The sequence below is a fragment of the bacterium genome (assembly GCA_012517375.1).
Taxonomy (GTDB): Bacteria; Hydrothermota; Tepidihabitantia; order B3-TA06; family B3-TA06; genus JAAYVC01.
The window spans coordinates 1-20346 of sequence record JAAYVC010000123.1; the positions used below are offsets into that span (position 1 = coordinate 1).

Genomic DNA, 20346 nt, shown 5'->3' on the forward strand with positions numbered 1-20346 from the left:
CGCAGGATCGTACGGCTCGTACCAGTCCGCAACCCACTCGAAAACGTTGCCGACCATGTCGTAGCAGTCGTAGTGGTTCTTGCCCTTCTCGAAGGAGCCTACAGGAGCCGTAAACTCGTATCCGTCGAGCTTGCCGGTATCACCCCAGTTGCAGTAGTCGTCATGCCACTCGTTGCCCCAGGGATAAAGTGTAGTTCCACCGTTTGACGCCGCGTACTCCCATTCAGCCTCGGTCGGAAGCCGCTTGCCCGTCCACTTGGCGTAGGCCGAAGCTCCGTACCAACTGACGTAGAATACAGGATAATTCTCCCTGCCCTTCCTGACTATGTATTTCCCATCTTCAAGCAGGATGTCCGGGTAGCTTGTCTCATCCAGCCAGTAGGAGCCTCCCTCCTTTTGGTTGCCTACATCGTTCAGGAATTCAGAGTACTGCTCGTTGGTCACCTCAAAGCGGTCGAGAAAGAAATCATTGAGGGTTATCTTTCTGACAGGCGTAGTGAATCTATCCGAGCTGTCGCCCATGAGAAAGGTGTTTGTAGCCGTAATGAGAACCATGCCGAGTGGAGTGACTGGAACTGGCCAGTATCTATAGATGTTTTCCCGATACTCCTTAGCGGATACGACAAGCTCCTTGTTGATGTCCAAGCCGCTCAGGCTTGAAAGAATCTCAATGGCTTTTTCTGAAGTGCGTTTTTTTTGTTTTTTGAACTCGTCCAGAAACTGCGCGATTATCTCAGGGTTCCCGGACTTATCAACCACCTTAGCCCAGAAGTAGGGCGCTATCTTATAATTCAGCCATTCAGCGTCGCCTCCCTCAAGCGAACTGAAAGTTGCCTCGCGCCATTTCCTGAGATCAAAAACCATTGATGAATCCTCAAACGCCTTATCGTCAGGACACAGTTCGTAAAGCCCTTCAGGGTAAAACTTTTCGTCTATCTCGAACATGTAGTACTGCGCCAGCCCGTCGCCAATCCATCGGTTCATCGGGTCTTCATAAACCCTGTAGATTTTAGCAAGGGAGCCTTCTACCCATTCATGCGGGAGAATTTCGTATTTATCTATGTCGCTCGTATTCGGCGATAAGCCCCATCCCCCTATAAAGATTGAATGATTATTGTCTAGTACAATCTTCAACGGTTCAAACTCCATCTTTGATGAATTCGCAATAAGTGCTTTTTCTGTCTTCAACACCGCCATTAAGCTCTCAGCCTGCTTTTCGTAGCCTTCGGTGTAAAGTATACGTATTCCGGCTTCGTTCAACTCGGGCCAGCCGTATCCTGTTTCAAAGCCGCCTTCGCTGAAGAAAAGTTCTGTTTCACCTCCCATGCCCGTCATGCTGAATGGAATTGATATTGGGTTGTTTGAATAGGCGACGCATCTTGCTCTTGAAAAGATATTAATCCTTGGCGCCCAAAAGAACACCTCGCCGTTTTTATCGGTTTTTATTTCAGCTTTCTTTTTCCCAAAGCTGACGACAAATAATGCGCTTGTATCCGGCTCCCCCCTGCTTCCTTTTTTTACAGCCTGAAGTACCAAAGGAAAGCTGTCGTTTTGAGGAAAGATAAAGCTCAGTTTGACTAGAAGGTCTTTCATGGGGAATGAAGACTTGCTTTTGTAACTTACATTATTTGCCGCAAGCATTGGAGCGAAACCGATGCTTATCAGAAAAAGTATTAATGCCATTTTTTTTGCAAATTTCATTTCTTTTACCTATTCGCTTTAGGTGGGTGGGGTATCCCACACCCACCTTTATTTAATTGATTTATCAATTAGGCGGATTTATCCACCATATGAGTCTATATTCGCATTTGGTCAGGTGATGTTTACCGCCGCCCTTGTCCTCGTACTTGCAGTCGTGCTCCTTCTCGAAGTGCTTTATGTATATACCGCCGCTCCATCCCATCAGGTTGCCGTTTTCCAGGGCTTCGCGCGTATCGTCATGATCGCTTGATGACATGCATAAATCTTCGCTAGACCCGAAGGCTCCAGCCGTCGCATCGCAGCAGTCCTCAACAAGAGCTTTGATATCCGCGCCATTGATGTAGCTAGCCGCAGTCTTGAGATTGTTCGAAGTCGTAACGCAGGATGTCCAATTCGATTGCGAAGCGTAGGTTTCAAGCGCGCTGCATAGACCCAGGAAGTTTGTTTTTGCCGCCGTAGTAGTAAAGGTGATGTTGTTGGCGTCGATTGCCTCTTTGACCCATTGGATCAGGACGGTCTTTTCAGCGCCCTCATATCCGTAGTAGTCGGGCGTCTGCGCCGACGCCGCTATAGGTATCGCCGCCGCCATTATTATTGCCGCTATTGTTATTATTCTCTTCACGTTTTCCTCCATCATTCAGAAGCTGCACTTTGTGCAGTTAGCGAGTTTTTTTCCGGGCGTCCCTCTTGCCCTTGCACCTTCCTGCTCATTGCTCGCTTCTCAGGGACTTGATGCGCATTGCCAGAATCATAATCAGATTTCTTTTATGTGTCAAGAGGATTAATATCTAATCCAGTTTTTACGGCATTAACAGTGTAGTATATAATATATCTATTGTATATGGGATACGAATGCCTTCATCAAGCCTCCCCCTTCCCGCCTTGACAACTCCGCATTCCCGGCTATTCTCCAGTGCCACCACGTCAACCGCTCAAGGAGTAGCGAATGAATGCAAAACTAATCCCGGCTTTCTGGGTTCTTGTGTTCACGGGCGTTCTGTCCGCTGAAACGGATGCAACGTTCACAGGCTCCTTCCGGGTAGCAAGCCCTTCTTACGTCGAAACCAGATACATCGATATCGAATACGAGCCTCAAGGATTCTACTCGGTAACCGCTCATTTCTGCGACCCGGAGCGCTCATGGAAAGCGAGAGGGCTCGAGGCGTACGGGTATCTTGGAGTGATGGCTTGGGGAGACGCTCCCGCGATAGCCGTCTACGAGAGAAACGCCTCTGGGCTAGCAGGGCTTTCAACCGGCTACGAGTACACCAATGTCATAGCGGAAGCCTCTGCAGGCGCAGAACCCTTGACGCTGTCCGGTATAGACTTCCAAGGCGCCTACCAGTTGACGGGCAACATAGGCGACCGTAAAGACTCCACCGAATCCTATGAGATAATCAGGGATATGGTTCTCCCGGAAATCGCGCCGTTCGATTACACCATGACCATCAAGCCCTCAGGCCCGATCTGGAAAATCGAGTATACATCCCAAGCCAGTGATTGGGGTAATGGAATCGGGATTGCGGCTGGGGATGTGCTTGTTATCGGTTTCATTGACGATTCCCAGGACACGGAGATTTGGATGCTCAAGCGCAAGGAAGATGGCTCAGAACTCGAAGGCAGGTGGCTGTACTGCTTTAAAGACAGGTCCGAGAAGGATGTCGTGATGAACGGCTGGCTCTATGCAAAAAAAAATGAACCGTGAAAGTGCCTCGACCCTTGAATAAGAACCGGAGGAAGAGATGAGAATCAAGGTAGCTACGTTATTTTTGATAATGGCATGTTCGGTTTTCGCCGACCGCGAACCTTCAGCGTTCGAAGGAACATACACAGTCACCCGGACAAACATGAAAACCGGCGAGAGCGATTCGGAGGAGCTTCGAATCTCGTGGTTCGGCGGCTGCTACCTGTTCGAGTTTATTCAGGGAGGGGGCGGTGGCGAATTAGTCGAACAGGAGGGCGTAGACTTCGGCGACTGGACGGCTTCTTCAAATATCGACTATGGCGCAACGGTCGGGCTATACAGGAAGGAGGGGGATGACATTACGGGTGTCGAGCTTTACATCCCTGACACCACGTTCTACGTTATCAAATCCGGCAATGCCGAGTCCCTAGAACTTGCCGAACAATGGGCGCGCGGCAGCTACCAGCACTTTGAGTATTTTGAAGACGGCACGAGTCACGAGTCGTCGATGGAGCTTCTTGGCAATTCCACACTCTGGACAATGAAGTGGTTTCCCTGGTGGGCGGACTCAAGGAGCTTTACGGGCTGCGGACTGGCGTCTGGTAGCGGTGTCGCCATGCTCTTCGAGATGGACGGCGGCATGATCTTGAGGCTCTACGCGATAACGGGCGGGAACCTCGAGGGCCGCTGGCTCAGCAAATCCTGGGACGCAGAACGCGGAGGCTTTAAGCTTGAAACAGGCGCAGAGGAGCTGTGGGTCCAAAAGCTATACGAGTAATCGCACAATAAACCCTCAAATCTCCGCGCCCTCCTCGCCCTCCTCGCCCTTGATTCCGCCAGTTTGCCATATCAACCTCTTACACGTAGTTCCTCCGTTCACCCTTGACTTTGCATTCTTAAACTTTATACTTTGCTCAAACATATCAAAACTAAGGAGGAGTAATGCCGAAAAAAATCGTCATTCTCTCGGTTGCAGCTTTAATGATAATTGCTTTTGCCGGCTGCGAGATATTCGGAGGCGGCACAGGCGTAAAGGGCAAGCTTATACTTGAACCCGGCCAGTCAGGCGACGTCCGCAACGCAAGAATCGAACTTTACGAGACGTCGGACCTCACCGGCGACCCTGTCAAGATTGGCCAGTCGGAATCAGGCGGCACAGACGTTAGCGAAGCCGAGTTTAAACTCACCGATGTTCTTCCAGGATATTACTATCTTCTTGCGTGGAAGGATATAGACGGCGACGGCGACATCTCAGGCGGCGACCTTGTCGGCGTTTACGGCGGAACCTACAAGCCTGGCAAGGGCGGACAGAAGCTCACCATAGAGGACAACAAGCTCACCGATGTCGGCCAGATATCGATGCGTATCTTTGTCGAGCCTTTAGCCGTTGTTGCCTCCGGAGCCATCGGCGACCAGGGTTACTCGGTAACTTACACCTACACCTTTAACGAAAACGTAACATTGTCCACCTTTACTGTGACCGTACCCGGATACGATCCCTATCCGGATACAGAGGAAACCGGCGCCCGCAACTCCGGACAGAGCTACACCACACAAAAATATGTCATTGGCGGAGGAGAAGTGCTCATCCCTCACGGCACCCATACACTGCGTTTCCAGGGCACGGCCTCGGGCGACGCCTTCGACCTCACTGTCAACATCACCCTCTAATCCAATACGAGATTCGAAGGGCGGCTTTGCCGCCCTTTTTTTGTTGCGTCGCCTTGTTAGCGTCCCGCGTCTCATATTGACAATTCTTTTTTCCGAGATATGCTTGTGCCAAAACCGTCACGGAGGCAGCATGAGGAATCTTTATCTCTCAGCGCTCGCGCTTGCGTTTACAGGCTGCGGGCTCCTTTCGAACAGTCAGAATGAAAAAAACGGTACGGATAAATCAAGCGTAAGGGAGCAGGATCCGCTCTTCGAGGGGACTTACAAGCTTTATAATGACGAAGGCGATGCACTCACGCTCACAATAACCGAGTTTGAAGAGGGCTACAAGCTGAGATGGGAGACTCCGGACGGAGATAGCTGGCAGGGCTCTGGTTACGTTATAGAAGGCGTTCTCGCCGTAGAGTCGCCGAAGGACCCGGGCACTTTCGGTTTTTACGAGAAACAGGGCGAAGGACTCTCAGGCATATTCACGACACTCGAAGGCGATGGATACTTTATAGAGCATTCCAGAGGCGCAAGGCCGCTCAGGCCTTCTTCACGCAACCTTTCGGGAGCCTACAGCGTGATAGGATTCGACCCCTCGGGTGAGGGTTACGAGGATGCCTACTACCTTAAGCGTTCGGGCCGGACATACAAGGTTCTTTGGGGTTCAGAGGATGAACCGACGCTTGCGGGTGCAGGGATCGCATCCGGCAACATCTTCGTCGCAGGCGTAGGCGTGGGCGGGAGCATCGTTGTGCGGTTGTACAAAATCTCCGGCTCAAAGCTCGACGGCCGCTTCTTCTATTCGTATTTCGACGACATGGAGTTCAAGGAGCATTTGACGTCGAACGGCGAGATTGCCGAGAAGGAATAGCTTAACAAATCAAGGAGGAATCATGAGGAGCATTCAAACCGTCAGGTTTATATCCGCAGTCTTCGCGGCAGGTTTTGTGGCAGGCTGCTGCGGTTTCCTGACTGACGGCAGCCAGGCTGAGAGGGAAAAACCAGGGGAGTCGAACCAGCCGACCGAATCGGTACGCCAGAAGAGCTTTGCGGGCAGATATGAGATGGAAAGCGAGGAATACGAGGACCTCTCCCTGGTCATAAAGAAAAAGAGAGGATATTACACGCTCGAATGGGGCGTTCCTGCGAGCGAGCCGTGGACGGCTACAGGCGTTGAACTCGACGGCTACCTGTGCGCGTCCACAGGCGGGGAGGAAGGCGTCGTTGGAATCTACGAGAGGAAGGGTTCCGGAATATCGGGTCTCTGGCTGGTGGACGGCGGCAACTATATTAATGATTTGAGCAAAGATGCCGAGCCTCTGGAGACGTCCAGCGTCGATTTCTCCGGCAGCTACCTGATGACTGCCGACTATGCCGATGCAGGCGAGAGCTATAGCTATAAACTGATCATCAAATCTAACGGCGGCAAGCACGCGGCGACCGAGGAATTCGAGGACGGAGGCATCGTATCAGTATACGCCTTGGCGGTCGACCGGATAATAATAATGGGGTTTCCGGTAGGAGGCAGCCTTGTTACGAAGGCGTTCAAGAAGAGCGGCGCAAGACTGGAAGGCAAGTTCTTCTACTCCTACTACGACGAAGAATCCGGGCGCGAGGAGGTCGTGACAGGGGAGGAGAGCGGCGAAAAGGAATAACTTCACGGTAGTTAAATGATCAACACAAGAGGAGAACTTTTGAAAAAATTCTGTGAAATCAAGTTGGTATCTGCTATTGTCACGACCGCACTCGTAGCTGCCTGCGGGCTGGGTTCGGCAAGCGACGAGAGCCGGCAGTCAAACTCTTTAAGGCAAGCCGGAAAGACGTCCGGCAAATCTTGCGATTTCAGCGGAAGCTACAAGGTTTCAGGAGAAGGCTATGAAAACGTTACCCTGAAGATAAAAGATGAAGGAAACCACTACACCCTTGAATGGTTATACCCGGAGAGTGAGCGCGCGACAGGCGTGGAGTTCTCGGGATACCTCATTGCATCTACCCCGGGCGAGAATGGAATAGTAGGGATATACGAGAAAGATGGCGGAAGAATAACAGGTCTTTGGTTGGAGGACGGGGAGTACTTATCCGAATCAAGCAAAGGAGCGCGCACTCTTAAAACATCAGGTCATGATTTCTCGGGAACCTACGTTGTCCACTCGAATCAGGTAGGAGACGAAGAGGCATATACATACGGATTGACTATTGAAAAGAACTCCGGTCTGTACAGTGCGACCGCGGCATATGAGGATGGAAGCCTGGTCTCGGACGAAGTAGTGGCTGTAGATAACATAATTGTAGTGGGCTATCCGGTGGATGGGCGATTGGTTACGCATGCATATAAACTGAACGGTTCGCGGCTTGATTGCAAGTTCTTCTATCCCCGTCCCGACTATCAAACCGGACTGGAAGAGTTGTTTGTCGGGACCGAGATAGGCGAAAAGGATTAGCCTGCGGCCCCGAGTGCGTATTGACAGAAACGTCTGAAGGAATATGCTTCAGGAAGATAAACCAAGGAGGAACAATGAAGAAAAACCCAGTGATAATCTATGCAGCCCTTTTTGCGGCGCTTGCGGCGTTTGCAGGCTGCGGTCTTACTGGAAAAGGCGGAAAGGACGATAGTCCGATCACGTCTAAAGGAAGATCGACTAACTTTTCCGGCACTTACAACATCGAAGGACCCGATTACCAGGGAACGCTCACTATAAAGAAAGCGGGTCAGGGTTACACTCTTGAATGGAACTTCCCTGACGGCCAGACGCATTACGGAACAGGAATCGAGATGGAGGGCGTTCTGGGTGCGGTTTATGCATCCGAAGAAAATGCGGGCGTCGCCGCCTACAAGAAGGACGGAACGAAGATAACGGGGCTCTGGACGCCCGCCTCGGGCGAAGAAATAGCCTATGAGCGCAGCCGCGGGGCGAAAGAGATTGAGATATCCTCGCGCAGCATAGCAGGCGTCTACGACGTCGAGGGCAAGTACATTGACGGCGAGCCTTATGAGAACGTTCTTACCCTCGAGCGTACGGGCGACACCTATCAGGCATACTGGGAGTGGGATGACGGTTCGAGCTTTGCGGGAACCGGATTCCTGATAGACAACATAGCCGTTGTAGGCTTCGGCGACGAGGATGGAGCAGGAGTGACCGTATACAAGGTAAAAGGCTCCACGCTTGACGGTAAATGGCTCTTTACTTCCTACGACGATTTTTCATCGGTCGATAAAATAACCTTGAGCCCCGAAAAGGCGGTCAAGCAATAAAGATTGTTAGCAGACGGACTTGCTAAGTCCGTCTGCTAAAATCCCTTGACACTCTAAAACCTGAGAGTATGCTTCAGTTATGAGCGTCAAAAAAGGTCCTTTCAGTGCGTAAACCCTGGGGTATATTCATCTTCTTTCTTGTCGTTATATCTGGAGGGCTGTTATGGCTGGTTGCCTTGAACGGGTGGAGATTCGAGAGCCTTTTTGAATTAGCGGGAAAAAAACGCGATAATGCAGGATTCCATGCCAAAGACAGCGTAGATTTCTCGGGCACCTATATCGTTTCATCCGGCGACAGTTCACGGGATACGTTGACGATACGCAGGGTAGGCAAGGGATACAACCTCTGCTGGCGCGACGCATCAGGTCAGACGTATTACGGAAACGGGCTCGAGAAACAGGGTCTGCTCGCTGCAGTCTACGAAATGGCGCTTCCCAAAGGCAGGCGCGCAGGGGTCGCGGTTTACACAAAGAAGGGCAACTCGCTTTCCGGTCTCAAGGTAGGTTCTGGAGACGATAAGTTTACACTTGAGGGGACGGATGGAGCAGCAGGTCTTACCCCCTCCGCAACAAGGCTTGGCGGCACCTGGAAGCTTGAAGGCACGAATCCGAACGGTTCCGCCTACAAGGGCGTTCTTAAACTCGACCATACAGGCCCTACGTATGCCGTCGAATGGCAGATTGAGGATCCGCCTTTGTTCGGTACGGGATTCAGCGTTGACGATATCCTGATAGCGGGCTACGGAACTTCTATGGGGCTTGGGTTGGTTGTCTATACGATAAGCGAAGGAGAGCTTACTGGTACGTGGCTATATTCGGATTTCAGCCGTCTCGCTGGGACATCCGATATCCGAACCGGCAAGGAGATAGCGACAAAATAACCCGCTTTACGTGAATCAGCCGGAAACATACCCCTCTGGTCAGAATCTGTATCTTAGCGCCAGCCCCAGGCCGTTTGTCGTGGGTTCGAGCGTAAGCCGCTGGGACTCCCTGAAATGAAACATATTGGCGTCCACGTATGCATCAGCCACCGAGTAGGCAATAACAACACCCGTGAGAAAGAAGAGTGCATTCCTGCGGTAAGCGTATTCGCGTGCAGAATCGGGATACGCTCTCGTCCATGCGGTGTCCAGATTCAGCAGAAGCAGTTCCTGTCTTGCCGCAAACGCAGCGAAACCTATCTCGGCTGCGGCAATCACTCCTGCTTTCCAGTAGCTTTCGTTGTAGAACTGCCCCCCGCCCGGAAGGAAAAGGGAGAGAAGCATTGCAGTTCGGACCGATTTCAAGGGCTTAGTGCTCAGCGTGTCGGAGGCGGCAGTATCGGCAGCAACAGTCGTCGTGTCGGGCAGAGACTCTCCGGAGGTTGCTGTCTGTGCTATCGATATTGTAGTTGTGACAAGAAAGGCAAGAAGAAAGGAAAGTCTCACGGGATTACTACCGAAAGCGCTTTCGGAATGAGCGAGATTTCAATCTCGGAAACAGGTTCTTCCATAACCTCGCCGTCGACGTGGTAGTGAACGGGTCTAGAAAAGCTGAGCTTCATTTTTTGAAATTTGTGCATGGAGACAACGTCCGTTATCTCCACGTGTTTGCCTTTTATAGAGGTCGGAACAAGAGTCAGGAAACGCAGCTTCGGGATCTTGCGGACAAGGCATAAATCGAGCTCGCCGTCGTCGAGCACCGCGGCAGGTGTAAGCATGAACATTCCGCCGTGCCATCGTCCGTTGCCTACAGAGACTGTCATAGCTTCAATCTCAATCGACTCCTTCTCCGTCTCCATCTTCACCGTAGGCGATTTGAACACGCTCAAGGTTTTGAGAACTTCTATGAAATACCCGAAGTCGCCCTTCCATCTATTTAACTGCATGCCGCGCGCCACGTCGGCATCGAAGCCGGAACCGAAGATGTTTGCAAATAATCTCGAACCCGCCTTCCCCATATCGATTCGCCTCGTCTTCAAAGGCTCCATATAACGTTCGGGGTCGGCGTATTCTATTCCGGCGGTTCTTATGAAGTCGTTGCCTGACCCGGTCGGAACAATCGCCATCTCAACCTCTGCTCCCTTCAAGGCGTTCACAGCCGTGTTAAGGGAACCGTCGCCGCCTACGATGACGATTCTTTTTACCCCATGGCTGACGGCCTCCTCTGTATAATGCTCAATCATGCCTACTTCGTCGCAGAGCCTTACATCCAGACCCTTGCCGGCGAACATCTGTCTCCAGTGCTTGCCTGTCTTACCCTTACCAGCCGAAGGATTAACTAAATACCTGACCTTCATTCTCAGTCTTCCTTTCCATCGCCGGGTTCAATTAAAAGAAATTCAAGGTCTGCGGAATATCCTTTCGTCGTCATCTTGAACCCGAGCTATTTTAGGTATATCTCGAGCCTGCGGTTTCTAGCCCTGCCCTCAGGCGTCGAGTTGTCGCTTACGGGTCTTGCCGCGGAAAGGCCGCACGGCATGAGTCTTTTCGAGTCGATGCCCTGCGCCAGAAGATAACGCGCAACGGATGCCGCCTGCGCCGATGTGAGTTCCCAGTTAGTCGGGTAGGTGTTCGAGGAAACCCTGACGTTATCCCAGTGGGCCATGATGATGACCTCATTTGCAGACGCTCTCATCGACGGCAGAAGCTTGTCGAGCTCGGCCTTGCCCCTGGCAGTCAATTCGGCGCCCGACTGCACGAAGGCTATGTCGCCCGATATGGTTCCCAGAAGCCCTGCATCAACCTTGACGGGCGTCGTGTCGGGGTTCGTAAGCATAGTATCGGGCGCGATAGAGGTGTCGAGAGGGTTTCCCTCGAGAGCGGCTATCTTCGCCGTCCACATCTGTATCTCTTTTTCCTGCTCCTTGTACCCTTTCTCGAGGGGTGAGTAAAATATGAAGTAGCCGGCGACTCCCGCAGCTGCAAGAATCAAGGCTATTATCCAGCCCAAATATCTCATTTTAAACCCTCCAGAAGCTCGCTTAAGCGAGCGGCTTTTTTAGTGTATGAATCCTGTCTCTCCCGCTCCCTTGACACAATCTCATCGGGCGCATTCGAGAGAAACTCCTCGTTTTCAAATTTGCGTTTGATGCTTTCTATCTCGCTTGCGAGTTTTTCGAGTTCCTTTGATAGTCTTGTACGTTCGGCTTGGAGGTTCAGCTTTCCCGCGCTCACGAGTTCCGAAAGAGGCAGGTATATCTCGCCCCACGGCAGCACCGCGCCGGACGAGGGATGGGGTTTTGCCTTGGTTCTTTCGAGCTTCTCAATCTTTGCAAGTTCAAGGTACTTCATGTGTTCTTGCAAGAAGCGGTACAGATCATCCCCGACATTAATGGATACGGATATCTTCGCATCAGGCGCTATGCCTAGCTCCGCCCTCATCGTTCTCACGGCTGTAACCATCTCGACGAGAGCGTCCACTCTAGCGTCTCCGGCGGAGTATTTGTCCTCCAGCTGAGGCCAGCTGTCCTTGTATAGTCTCGAGGAACCAAAACCGAAGCGCTCCCAGAGCTCCTCGGTTATGAAAGGCATGTAAGGGTGAATCATTGCCAGCGACGCTTTAAGAACGTAAAGGGCTGCCGATATTGGTCTTGCGTCCTTTTTAGCAATCTTAGTAAACTCAAGCCCCCAGTCGCAGAACTCGTGCCAGAAGAAGGTGTATATCATTTTAGCCGCGCTGTAAAGGTCGTGCGCTTCTATGAGTTCGCGCGCATCGCGGGCGGTTCTTGCAAGCCTTGCAAGCATCCAGAACTCCATCGGCGTCGGATCATCGGGTATTGCGGCTTTATCGCCGTCCCTCAGGGAGTCAAGAAGCCTTGCCGAATTCCAAAGCTTGTTTGCGAAGTTGCGTCCTACTTTGATGCGCTCCTCAGAATAAAGCACGTCCTGCTCCTTGGGAGTAATCAAAAGTAGGCCGAATCTCAGGGCGTCGGCCCCGTAGCGTTCTATCAAATCGAACGGATCGGGTGAGTTTCCGAGGCTCTTGGACATCTTTCTGCCTTTTTCGTCCCTTATCATGACGTGGAAGAAAACCTGGTTGAATGGCGCCTGACCTGTGAACTCGAAACCCGCCATTATCATCCTTGCCACCCACAGGTAGATGATGTCCCATCCTGAAACGAGAGTGGAAGTAGGGTAGAAGCGCTTGAAATCGTCTGTCTCCTCGGGCCAGCCCATCACGGAGAACGGCCAGAGCCACGATGAGAACCACGTGTCGAGGACATCAGGGTCCTGCTCTAGCGCTTTGCCCGAGCACCCCGGACACATCATAGGCTCATCAATCGATGCAAAAACCTTTCCGCAGCTCTTGCAGGTGTATACGGGGATCCTGTGGCCCCACCAGAGCTGGCGAGAGATGCACCAGTCCTGGATGTTTTCCATCCAGTGGTAGTAAAGGTTTCGCCATCTTTCGGGATAGAAGCCTATGGTACCGTCTCTTACAGCCTTGATTGCCGGTTCTGCAAGCGTTTTCATCTTCGCGAACCACTGCTCTGAAAGCAGGGGCTCAATCACGGTATGACAACGCGAGCATTTTGCAGCGGAGAGCCTGTACGGCTCCGTTTTCTCTAGAAGACCCTGGGACTCGAGATCGGCGACTATCGCCTTGCGGGCTGCGTAGCGGTCCTTGCCGGAATATGCGCCGGCGGCCTCGGTCATCACGCCTTTATCGCTGATGACCCTTATTTTTGCGAGCTTATGGCGCTCCCCTATCTCGAAGTCGGATGCGTCGTGGTACGGCGTAACCTTGACTGCTCCGGTTCCGAAATCCTTTTCCACAACTTCGTCCGCGATGACGGGAATCCTGCGGTTCATGAGCGGAAGCGTCAAATACTTCCCTATGAGCGCTTTATACTTTTCGTCTTCCGGGTGGACTGCAACTGCCGTATCGCCCAGCATCGTCTCGGGCCTTGTCGTTGCAACCGTGATAAAGCCTGAGCCGTCCTCTAGCGGATATTTAATGTACCATAAGTATCCCTGCTCGGTTTCGTACTCGGTTTCCTCGTTCGAGATAGCGGTATGGCATCTCGGACACCAGTTCACTATCCGGAGGCCCCTGTATATGAGTCCTTTGTCGTAAAGATGCTTGAACACCGTTCTCACTGCGCGAACAAGCCCTTCGTCGAGCGTGAAGCGTTCGCGCGACCAGTCTGCGGCGAATCCCAGACGCTCGTGCTGCCTGCGGATAATAGCGCGGTGCTCCCTTGCCCAGCGCCACACCTCTTCGATGAAGCCGTCGCGTCCCAGCTCCTCCTTCTTCTTGCCTTCCCTGGCGAGCTTCTTCTCGACGACCACCTGTGTGGCTATGCCGGCGTGGTCCATGCCAGGAACCCATAGAGCGTTCTTGCCCTGAAGGGAGTGGAATCGTACGAGTATGTCCTGGAGTTCGTTATCGAGCACGTGCCCGAGAGTCAGCTTGCCCGTGACGTTGGGTGGAGGTATAACGATCACGTAGTTCTCGGCTCTGTCTCCACGAGGGGGCGTGAACAAGCCTTCCTTTTCCCAAGCCTCCGAGAGGCGCTCCTCGATGCCCTTGGGATCGTAGGTCTTCGGAAACTCACCTTGCATCATGTATTATAGAATTGCATAACTTAAAAGTCAAGCAGGAGAAGCTTCGTATGCCTCATTAAGTTCTCCACGACCTGGAAACTCAGCCGAGCGACGCCTCCAAGACCTCGTGCACTTGTTTGACAATCCCTTCCGCACGCCCTTTTACCTCTTCAAGAAGGCGGTTGGCCTCATCGAGTAATGTCCTGGCTTTCTTCTTATCCTCAAGACCAGCAACGTTTATCATCACGTTGTCTCGAGCGCCTTCGGCGGCGGCCAGAGCCTGGGCAGCCGCTGTCGAAACGTCGGAAATAGAATTCTTGTTGCCCTTCGATGCGGTTACCTTTGCGAGTTCCAGCACCTTCAGCATGTTTTTCACTACGGAAAGAGGAACCTCAATCGCATTCAAAGTCGCCTTTTCCAGCGCTTCATTCCTTAGCGCCTGTTCCTGCTCCGTCTTCTTGGGCAGTCTCGATGCGTCCATCAAGGCGTTGAAGGCGTCAGTGTCCCGGTCGATGGTTCTTCTCAGTTCATCCTTCAAAGCCTGCGCCTCGACCGCCACGCGCTCCATCTCCTGCCACGCTTCCTCGTAGCCCTTCTTGCCGTGGGTCAAATTGGCGACCATCGAAACTAGCGCTGCTGCCTGCGCGCCCGATACTGCGGCTGCAGAGCCGCCGCCCGGCGCGGGCGAATCGCTCGACAATTCGTCGAAATATGACGAAAGCTTCATGCCCTCAAGCTTGCCCTCCTTGACGACGAAGCTTTCTACAATCTTCTCCTCGGGCTTGAAAGGATACAGATCCCCGAGCCCAAGAGAAAGCACTGCTATGTGTACTAGTTCCGCTTCAGGCACTCCCTGCGAGCGGCCCATCTTTGCAAGATAATAGCGTCCAGCATCCAGCATCGCCTGTTTGGGAATGAGTCCCACAAGCTCGGAGCCAGTAACACGCGCGCCTCGCCGCTCGGCCTGCTTCGAGCACTCATCGAATACAACGTGAATGGGCGTTATCTTGTAGTTCGTGAAGTTTATCGATATCTGCGCGCGTCCATATTCGTCAATCACCCAGCCAACCGCCTTGACGTGCTTGAAGAGTCCGGGCACGTTGACGGTTTTACCATCCTTATCCTTCACTATGTTGCCGTCGGCGTCCCTTTTTGCCCTGCCCCCCTCGCGGATATCGAGCGCTATATCGTTGGCTATCTTGCGGTCGCGTGTATTGAGATTGATATTGTATGCAATAAGGAACTCCCTTGCGCCTACAGCTGTGGCGCCCGACTTGGCGTTGAATTCAAACGGACCGAAGTCGGGCTTCCAGTAGGGGTCGCCCGTACGCGCGGCAAGACCCTCGTACTCGCCCTGACGGACATTCGCTAAATTCTTGAACTCCGGTTTTGAAGCCGCCTCCTCGTACAAGTAGACGGGAATCCCCAACTCGTCTCCAATCCTTCGGCCTACTTTTCTTGCAATCTCGGCGCATTCTTCCATCGTCACGCCACAGACAGGGACGAATGGGCAGACGTCTGTAGCGCCCATTCGGGGGTGCGCGCCCTTGTGAGTGCGCATGTCTATTGCTTCTGCTGCAGCCTTTACCACCTGGAAAGCCGCCTCTGCTACTCCTTCAGGGTCTCCTATAAACGTGATAACGGTCCGGTTCGTCGCCTCTCCGGGGTCAACGTCAAGGAGCTTTACCCCTTTGACTTTTTCTATGACACTCGTCACGGCGTCAATCTTTTGCCTGTCCCTGCCCTCCGATATGTTGGGAACGCACTCGACTATCTTCATTATACTGGCCTCCTTGGGGATTATCTAATTAAATTTTACTGAGCCGCATCCGCAAGTCAACAGAACTATAATACTACAGGAGACTTTAAATCATGCAGGTTTTTTAAGAGTCAAGCTTTGGCCGCAACGAATATCATCGAGCCGTTGTGATCAAATTCCCTGCGACTATAGTCTCCGTAAAGGTTCTCGACTTTCATGCCCGCTTTTTCCAGTAGGAGTTCCGCTTCAAACCTCCAGAGGTAGCGGACCGGAAACCTCCACAGAGTGCGTTTAAGATTTCCCTGAGGGTCCACCACGTCGTATATCCATTCAACTGAAATCATCTGATTCACGTGGTCGTATTTTGCTGACTCTGTTCGCGAGAGCTTGGAGCCGTCAGGCAGGTCGTGAGAACCGAGATAGGTGAACATGCTTCTTTTCACAATCCTGTCGTAGGATGGAGCGAAAACTGAAAGAATAAAACGCCCGCCTTTCTCAAGATGCCTTGATACGCATGCAAGGCATGCCTCCTGGTCCGCTCTTGTCTCAAGCATCTGGAAGGAGTTGAAGGGTATGAAGATCAACGAAAATTTCCTTCCTAAGTCGAAACTGCGCATGTCGGCGTGAATCCAGGTGATTCTCTTCTGCGCGTCAGGCTCGAGAGCGGAGGTCTTTTCTTTTGCTACGTCGAGCATAGCCTTGGAGATGTCCAGACCTGTTATTTCTATTCCCTGCTTCGCGAGTTCTAAGGTTATTCTGCCTGTTCCTGAGGCGAGTTCCAGAACCGGGCCTTTAACCTTTCGGGCTTCTTCCAGATATAGAGGTATATCCGAGCGGAAGTCCTGATGTTCTATGTCGTAGAACTTGGCCACCGGATCGTACAATTTTTTGAGTTCCATTGTTTCTCCTTTTTATATACCCCAGCGAGAAGCCTCGCTCTCGCCGGGGACCCCGATTTAGAATCAGGTTTAGCGTTGTCATTTTTCTTTTTCGGCTAGGACTATAAGTCTTTGATGCTCCCATGTCAGAGGCTCCTTTTTGCTGCTGCCCCAAGCGTCTAGAAACTCCAGTCCGTTGCGTTCGAGCATCGCAACCATCTCGTGCAATGAGTACATGAGAATACGAACCTCGCGTTCTATTTTATGCTTACCTTTAAGGTAAATCCATGTAGAGAACAATGTCGAGGTGGCAAGGTCGAAATCGAACTTTTTGAGCACGAACTCGCCGTCTTTTTCGAACCAGCCTTGTTTCACGAAGCTCTTCGCCATGTAATCGCGATTGATGGTTTCTATAAGAAACCTTCCGCCCGGCTTCAATGAGCCTGCCACTGAAGCGATAACATCGAGATTATCTCTTTCTTCAGCGAAGAACCCGAAAGAAGTGAAGTAGTTGTAGCATGCGTCAAATTCCCGTTCGAACGGAATCGAGCGCATGTCGCCCTCGAGGAACCGGACGTTAAGATCCTCCTTATTCTTGATCTCTCTGGCCTTTTGCAGATACTGCCCGGTTACGTCGAGTCCTGTGACGCCCGTGAAGCCGCGTCTTGCGAGCTCGAGCGCGTGGCGGCCCATGCCACAGGCAAGGTCAAGGACTCTCTCCTGCTTCTGCAATTTAAGTGCGTCGATTATAAAATCGACTTCCTTCCGAGTTCGCTCCGTTTCTATTATCTCCAGACCGAGACGGGCGTAGCTATCATCGAAAAAAGTCTTCCACCAAGGCGCGTCCTGCTCGAATTCATGGTTATTGCTCATCTTAGCTCCCTTGCTATCGATTTGCTGTCGACTTCGCCTTTGCTGAACAGGATAATCATCCTGCGGCTGTCCAGTGTGAAGGAATCACCCTCAATCGAGCCCCAAGCTTTGACGTAGTTCAATCCATACCTGGCAAACATATCTGCCAGCTCGTGCAGCGAGTACTGGCGAAGCTGCATTCTTCGAGTCCTCGGTTTACCGTCCTTATCGACAAATGTCCATTCGCCGTGATGGGTGGATGTAGCAAGGTCGAAACTGTTTTTTTCGAGCACGTAGTTCGGCGCCTCGCCGTGCCAGGTTTGTTCAGCAAAGTTGCGCAGAACCCAGTCGCGGTTGTTAGAGTCTAAAAGGAACCTGCCGCCCTGCCTGAGGGCGCCACCCACGGCGTCTGCGACCTTCTCGTTCTCGCGCTCATCCTCGAAATAGCCGAAGGATGTATGCCAAGAGTAGATAGCATCCAGTTTTCCGTAACCGGGGATGCGGCGCATGTCGCTTTCTATGAGATCGAGCTTGAATCCCATTCTCTTTGCTTCCTTAGCGGCGTGCTCGAGGTATTGCCTGCAGAAATCCTGACCGATGACGTGCTTGAAACCTCGACTTGCCAGTTCCAGCGCGTGGCGGCCTATGCCGCAGCAAAGATCGAGGACCTTCTCGCCAGGTTTCAAATCAAGCGCATGGATGATGAAGTCGACTTGTCTGGATGTCAACTTCGGTGTATGAGCGTCGAAACTGAATCGCTTCCAGTCGTCATCAAAGAAATTCTGCCACCACTCGGTAGCCCCAGAAGATTGCTGCGCAGTATTCTCGGTACCCCGATATCGGTTGTTTTGTATGTTTGTCATTTTTTACTCCTTAATCGCAAGTATCTTAAGATGATAAGCATCAAATGTTGCCGGAACTTTGTCCAGATTGGCCCAGGCGTCCTCGAAACGCAACCCGCTCTGAGAGAACATTCCGATCAACTCGTTCAGTGAATAAAGACGCAGTCTCATCTGTCTGTGATAGGTACCGGTGTGTGTAATCATCGTCCACGAGGAATAAACAGTTGAGGTTATTAAATCGAAAGTGCGATCCTCCAGTATATACTCATTGTTTACTCGCTTCCAGCCATTGCTCGAAAAGTTGCGGATAACCCAATCACGGTGTATGATATCGAGCAGAAGTTTGCCTCCGGGTTTCAGTGCCCGTGCTGCCGATGCAAGAATCCTTGCGTCGTCGGCGGGATCCTCGAAGTAACCCAGAAGGTTCATCCATATATAGGCTCTTTCAAACTCCCCGGAATAAGGAAGTCCCCGGGCATCGCCGGTAATGAATCTCGGAGCCAGATTCTCCAGTTCTGCCCTCGCCCTGGATTCCTCGGTTAAGATAGGACTCTGGTCCAAACCGGTCACGTGCTTAAATCCTCTTCGGGCAAACTCAAGGACATGCCTGCCAAGCCCCGAACCGATATCGACAATTCCTTGATGCTTGTTCAAATCAAGTACATCAATCATGAAGTCGACCTCCCTGCGCGTCTGCTCGATTCCGATTGAATCCAGATCGAGTCCGGCATATGTCAAATCAAAGAAAGTCTCCCACCACTGCACTCCATGAAATTGATTCTTAATCCCGTGGGGGCCCCGATTATTTTCACCCGGCGCTTCTGCTTTGCATCCGTTCGGGGATTCCAATAAACTATCCTTTCGGAGAGCATTTAAATCTGTCGAGTTTTCCATTCGAAAATTCTCCTTTAACACTCCTCCAGGATCTCGTGAGAGATCCGAGTCCTTGCTTGGGGGAAGTATCTTCTCACAAGATCCTAGGGTGCAGGTTTTGATTGTTTACCGTCAAGATCGCTTTCGACGTCGGCGTCTCCGCCTATGTCGCTAATATCAGATTCCATATATCCTCCTTGTTAAGACTTTACGGCTAAGAGCTTCTGCCTCTGGTGGCTAAGAGACAGCGGCTCCCTGTCAAGCGTACCCCAGGCTGCCTTGAACTCCAGTCCTGCTCTGGCAAACATCGCTACAAGCTCGTGAAGAGAGTACATGCGCAGGCTCAGCTCATGCTTCGTCGTGCCGTCCTTGGCGAAGTAAGTCCAGTTGCAGTTATTGCGCGACGTGGCTAGGTCGAACTCCCGCTCCTCAAGGAGGTATTCTCCATTGTACTCCGACCAGCCGCGCGTCTGGAAGTTGCGGACAACCCAGTCGCGGTTTACCACGTCCAGCAGAAATCTTCCCGCGGGCTTCAGTACGCGCGATGCTTCCTTTATTACCTTTTCGTTGTCGCGCTCACCCTCGAAGTATCCGAAAGAGGTGTAGAAGTTGTAGACGGCGTCTAGGCTTTCATCGGCAAAAGGAAGGTCCTTCATGTCGCCCTGGACGAACTCGACCTCGAGTTTCTCCTGCGAAGCTTTAAGGGTAGCCTCCTTGACGTATGCTTGTGTGAAATCGAGGCCGGTGACATTCTTGAATCCGCGCCTCGCCAGCTCGAGCGAGTGTCGCCCGACCCCGCAAGCCATGTCGAGAACCTTGTCCTGGGGCTTGAGTTCGAGCGCTTTGACGAGAAAGTCCGTTTCCTGTGAGGTCTCTTCCCTGGCTATCGAATCGAAACCAAGGCGTTTCCAGTTCGAGTCAAAGAATTTCTCCCACCAAAAAAACGCTTCGCGTTTTTTTGGTGAATCTTTTACCCCACGAACCTGCTTAGCATCTTCGTGGGGACCCCGACTTCCGCCATTGGGGGACGGGGTATATGTACCTTTTTGGACGTCTTGTTTGTTCATTTTTTCTTCTCCTAGCTTGAGAGGTTTTTGTCTATCTTATATCGAGATTCCATGTCTTCATCCGGGGCCCCCAAGAAATTGCTTAGGCAATTTCTTGGGTAAAAAAATTGCCCCGCCGGTTTTTTCGCCGGCGGGGCAGGAATCTTGAGCCTTATCGCTAAGGTGTTAATGCCTGACCCGCCCGGCCGATAGCAACGAATACTACCGCGTTAAGGCAGGGTATATACGAGCAACCGTCAAGGTGCATTGC

The 20346-nt window shown here is 51.9% G+C and carries 20 protein-coding genes; 8 read left to right on the plus strand and 12 right to left on the minus strand.

All coding sequences use genetic code 11. The features are described 5' to 3' along the window. A partial coding sequence (locus GX441_12705) for a formylglycine-generating enzyme family protein (protein NLI99498.1) occupies positions 1 to 864 on the minus strand: 864 nt, incomplete at its 3' end. A 901-nt stretch (positions 865 to 1765) separates the two neighbouring features. Beyond that, positions 1766 to 2323, minus strand: a complete 558-nt coding sequence (locus GX441_12710) for a hypothetical protein (GenBank protein ID NLI99499.1) — start codon at positions 2321 to 2323, stop codon at positions 1766 to 1768. Positions 2324 to 2647: 324 nt separating this feature from the next. Here GX441_12710 and GX441_12715 point away from each other — a divergent pair, with 324 nt between their 5' ends. The 8 genes from GX441_12715 (at position 2648) to GX441_12750 (ending at position 9178) form a co-directional block, all read left to right on the plus strand. Then, on the plus strand, positions 2648 to 3406 hold the full coding sequence (locus GX441_12715) for a hypothetical protein (protein ID NLI99500.1): 759 nt from the start codon (positions 2648 to 2650) through the stop codon (positions 3404 to 3406). A 37-nt stretch (positions 3407 to 3443) separates the two neighbouring features. After that, a complete protein-coding gene (locus GX441_12720; protein ID NLI99501.1) occupies positions 3444 to 4163 on the plus strand; it encodes a hypothetical protein in 720 nt (239 codons plus the stop codon). A 164-nt stretch (positions 4164 to 4327) separates the two neighbouring features. Then, entirely contained in the window at positions 4328 to 5056 is a 729-nt protein-coding gene (locus GX441_12725; GenBank protein ID NLI99502.1) for a hypothetical protein, read from the plus strand. 130 nt (positions 5057 to 5186) lie between these two features. Continuing rightward, the gene (locus GX441_12730; protein ID NLI99503.1) at positions 5187 to 5915 is read left to right on the plus strand and encodes a hypothetical protein; all 729 of its coding nucleotides are present in this window, start codon (positions 5187 to 5189) and stop codon (positions 5913 to 5915) included. A 22-nt stretch (positions 5916 to 5937) separates the two neighbouring features. After that, the gene (locus tag GX441_12735; GenBank protein ID NLI99504.1) at positions 5938 to 6699 is read left to right on the plus strand and encodes a hypothetical protein; all 762 of its coding nucleotides are present in this window, start codon (positions 5938 to 5940) and stop codon (positions 6697 to 6699) included. A gap of 39 nt (positions 6700 to 6738) precedes the next feature. Then, positions 6739 to 7485: a hypothetical protein gene (locus GX441_12740; protein NLI99505.1), complete on the plus strand. Its 747-nt coding sequence runs from the start codon at positions 6739 to 6741 to the stop codon at positions 7483 to 7485. 74 nt (positions 7486 to 7559) lie between these two features. After that, the gene (locus GX441_12745) at positions 7560 to 8297 is read left to right on the plus strand and encodes a hypothetical protein (GenBank protein ID NLI99506.1); all 738 of its coding nucleotides are present in this window, start codon (positions 7560 to 7562) and stop codon (positions 8295 to 8297) included. A gap of 104 nt (positions 8298 to 8401) precedes the next feature. Further along, positions 8402 to 9178, plus strand: a complete 777-nt coding sequence (locus tag GX441_12750; GenBank protein ID NLI99507.1) for a hypothetical protein — start codon at positions 8402 to 8404, stop codon at positions 9176 to 9178. 39 nt (positions 9179 to 9217) lie between these two features. Here the strand turns inward: GX441_12750 and GX441_12755 are convergent, their stop codons facing one another. From GX441_12755 to GX441_12800, 10 genes are all read right to left on the minus strand, one after another. After that, positions 9218 to 9724 carry a hypothetical protein gene (locus tag GX441_12755; GenBank protein NLI99508.1) on the minus strand — a complete coding sequence of 169 codons (507 nt, stop codon included), beginning with the start codon at positions 9722 to 9724 and terminating at the stop codon, positions 9218 to 9220. Continuing rightward, positions 9721 to 10575: a diacylglycerol kinase family lipid kinase gene (locus GX441_12760; protein ID NLI99509.1), complete on the minus strand. Its 855-nt coding sequence runs from the start codon at positions 10573 to 10575 to the stop codon at positions 9721 to 9723. The genes GX441_12755 and GX441_12760 overlap by 4 nt, the downstream gene beginning before the upstream one ends. An 86-nt stretch (positions 10576 to 10661) precedes the next feature. Then, positions 10662 to 11237, minus strand: coding sequence for an OmpA family protein (locus GX441_12765; protein NLI99510.1), 576 nt, complete (start codon positions 11235 to 11237; stop codon positions 10662 to 10664). Further along, positions 11234 to 13843 carry a valine--tRNA ligase gene (locus GX441_12770; protein NLI99511.1) on the minus strand — a complete coding sequence of 870 codons (2610 nt, stop codon included), beginning with the start codon at positions 13841 to 13843 and terminating at the stop codon, positions 11234 to 11236. The genes GX441_12765 and GX441_12770 overlap by 4 nt, the downstream gene beginning before the upstream one ends. Before the next feature lie 82 nt (positions 13844 to 13925). Further along, on the minus strand, positions 13926 to 15605 hold the full coding sequence (ftcD, locus tag GX441_12775; protein NLI99512.1) for a glutamate formimidoyltransferase: 1680 nt from the start codon (positions 15603 to 15605) through the stop codon (positions 13926 to 13928). A gap of 110 nt (positions 15606 to 15715) precedes the next feature. Continuing rightward, positions 15716 to 16483 (minus strand): class I SAM-dependent methyltransferase, encoded by a 768-nt coding sequence (locus GX441_12780; GenBank protein NLI99513.1) that lies wholly within the window; start codon positions 16481 to 16483, stop codon positions 15716 to 15718. Between the two features lie 78 nt (positions 16484 to 16561). Continuing rightward, on the minus strand, positions 16562 to 17335 hold the full coding sequence (locus tag GX441_12785) for a class I SAM-dependent methyltransferase (protein NLI99514.1): 774 nt from the start codon (positions 17333 to 17335) through the stop codon (positions 16562 to 16564). Then, complete coding sequence (locus GX441_12790; protein ID NLI99515.1) at positions 17332 to 18177, minus strand: class I SAM-dependent methyltransferase; 846 nt, start codon at positions 18175 to 18177, stop codon at positions 17332 to 17334. Before GX441_12790 ends, GX441_12785 begins: the two co-directional genes overlap by 4 nt. 3 nt (positions 18178 to 18180) lie before the next feature. Continuing rightward, on the minus strand, positions 18181 to 19050 hold the full coding sequence (locus GX441_12795; protein ID NLI99516.1) for a class I SAM-dependent methyltransferase: 870 nt from the start codon (positions 19048 to 19050) through the stop codon (positions 18181 to 18183). Positions 19051 to 19229: 179 nt separating this feature from the next. Then, the gene (locus tag GX441_12800) at positions 19230 to 20096 is read right to left on the minus strand and encodes a class I SAM-dependent methyltransferase (GenBank protein NLI99517.1); all 867 of its coding nucleotides are present in this window, start codon (positions 20094 to 20096) and stop codon (positions 19230 to 19232) included. Positions 20097 to 20346 lie beyond the last annotated feature (250 nt).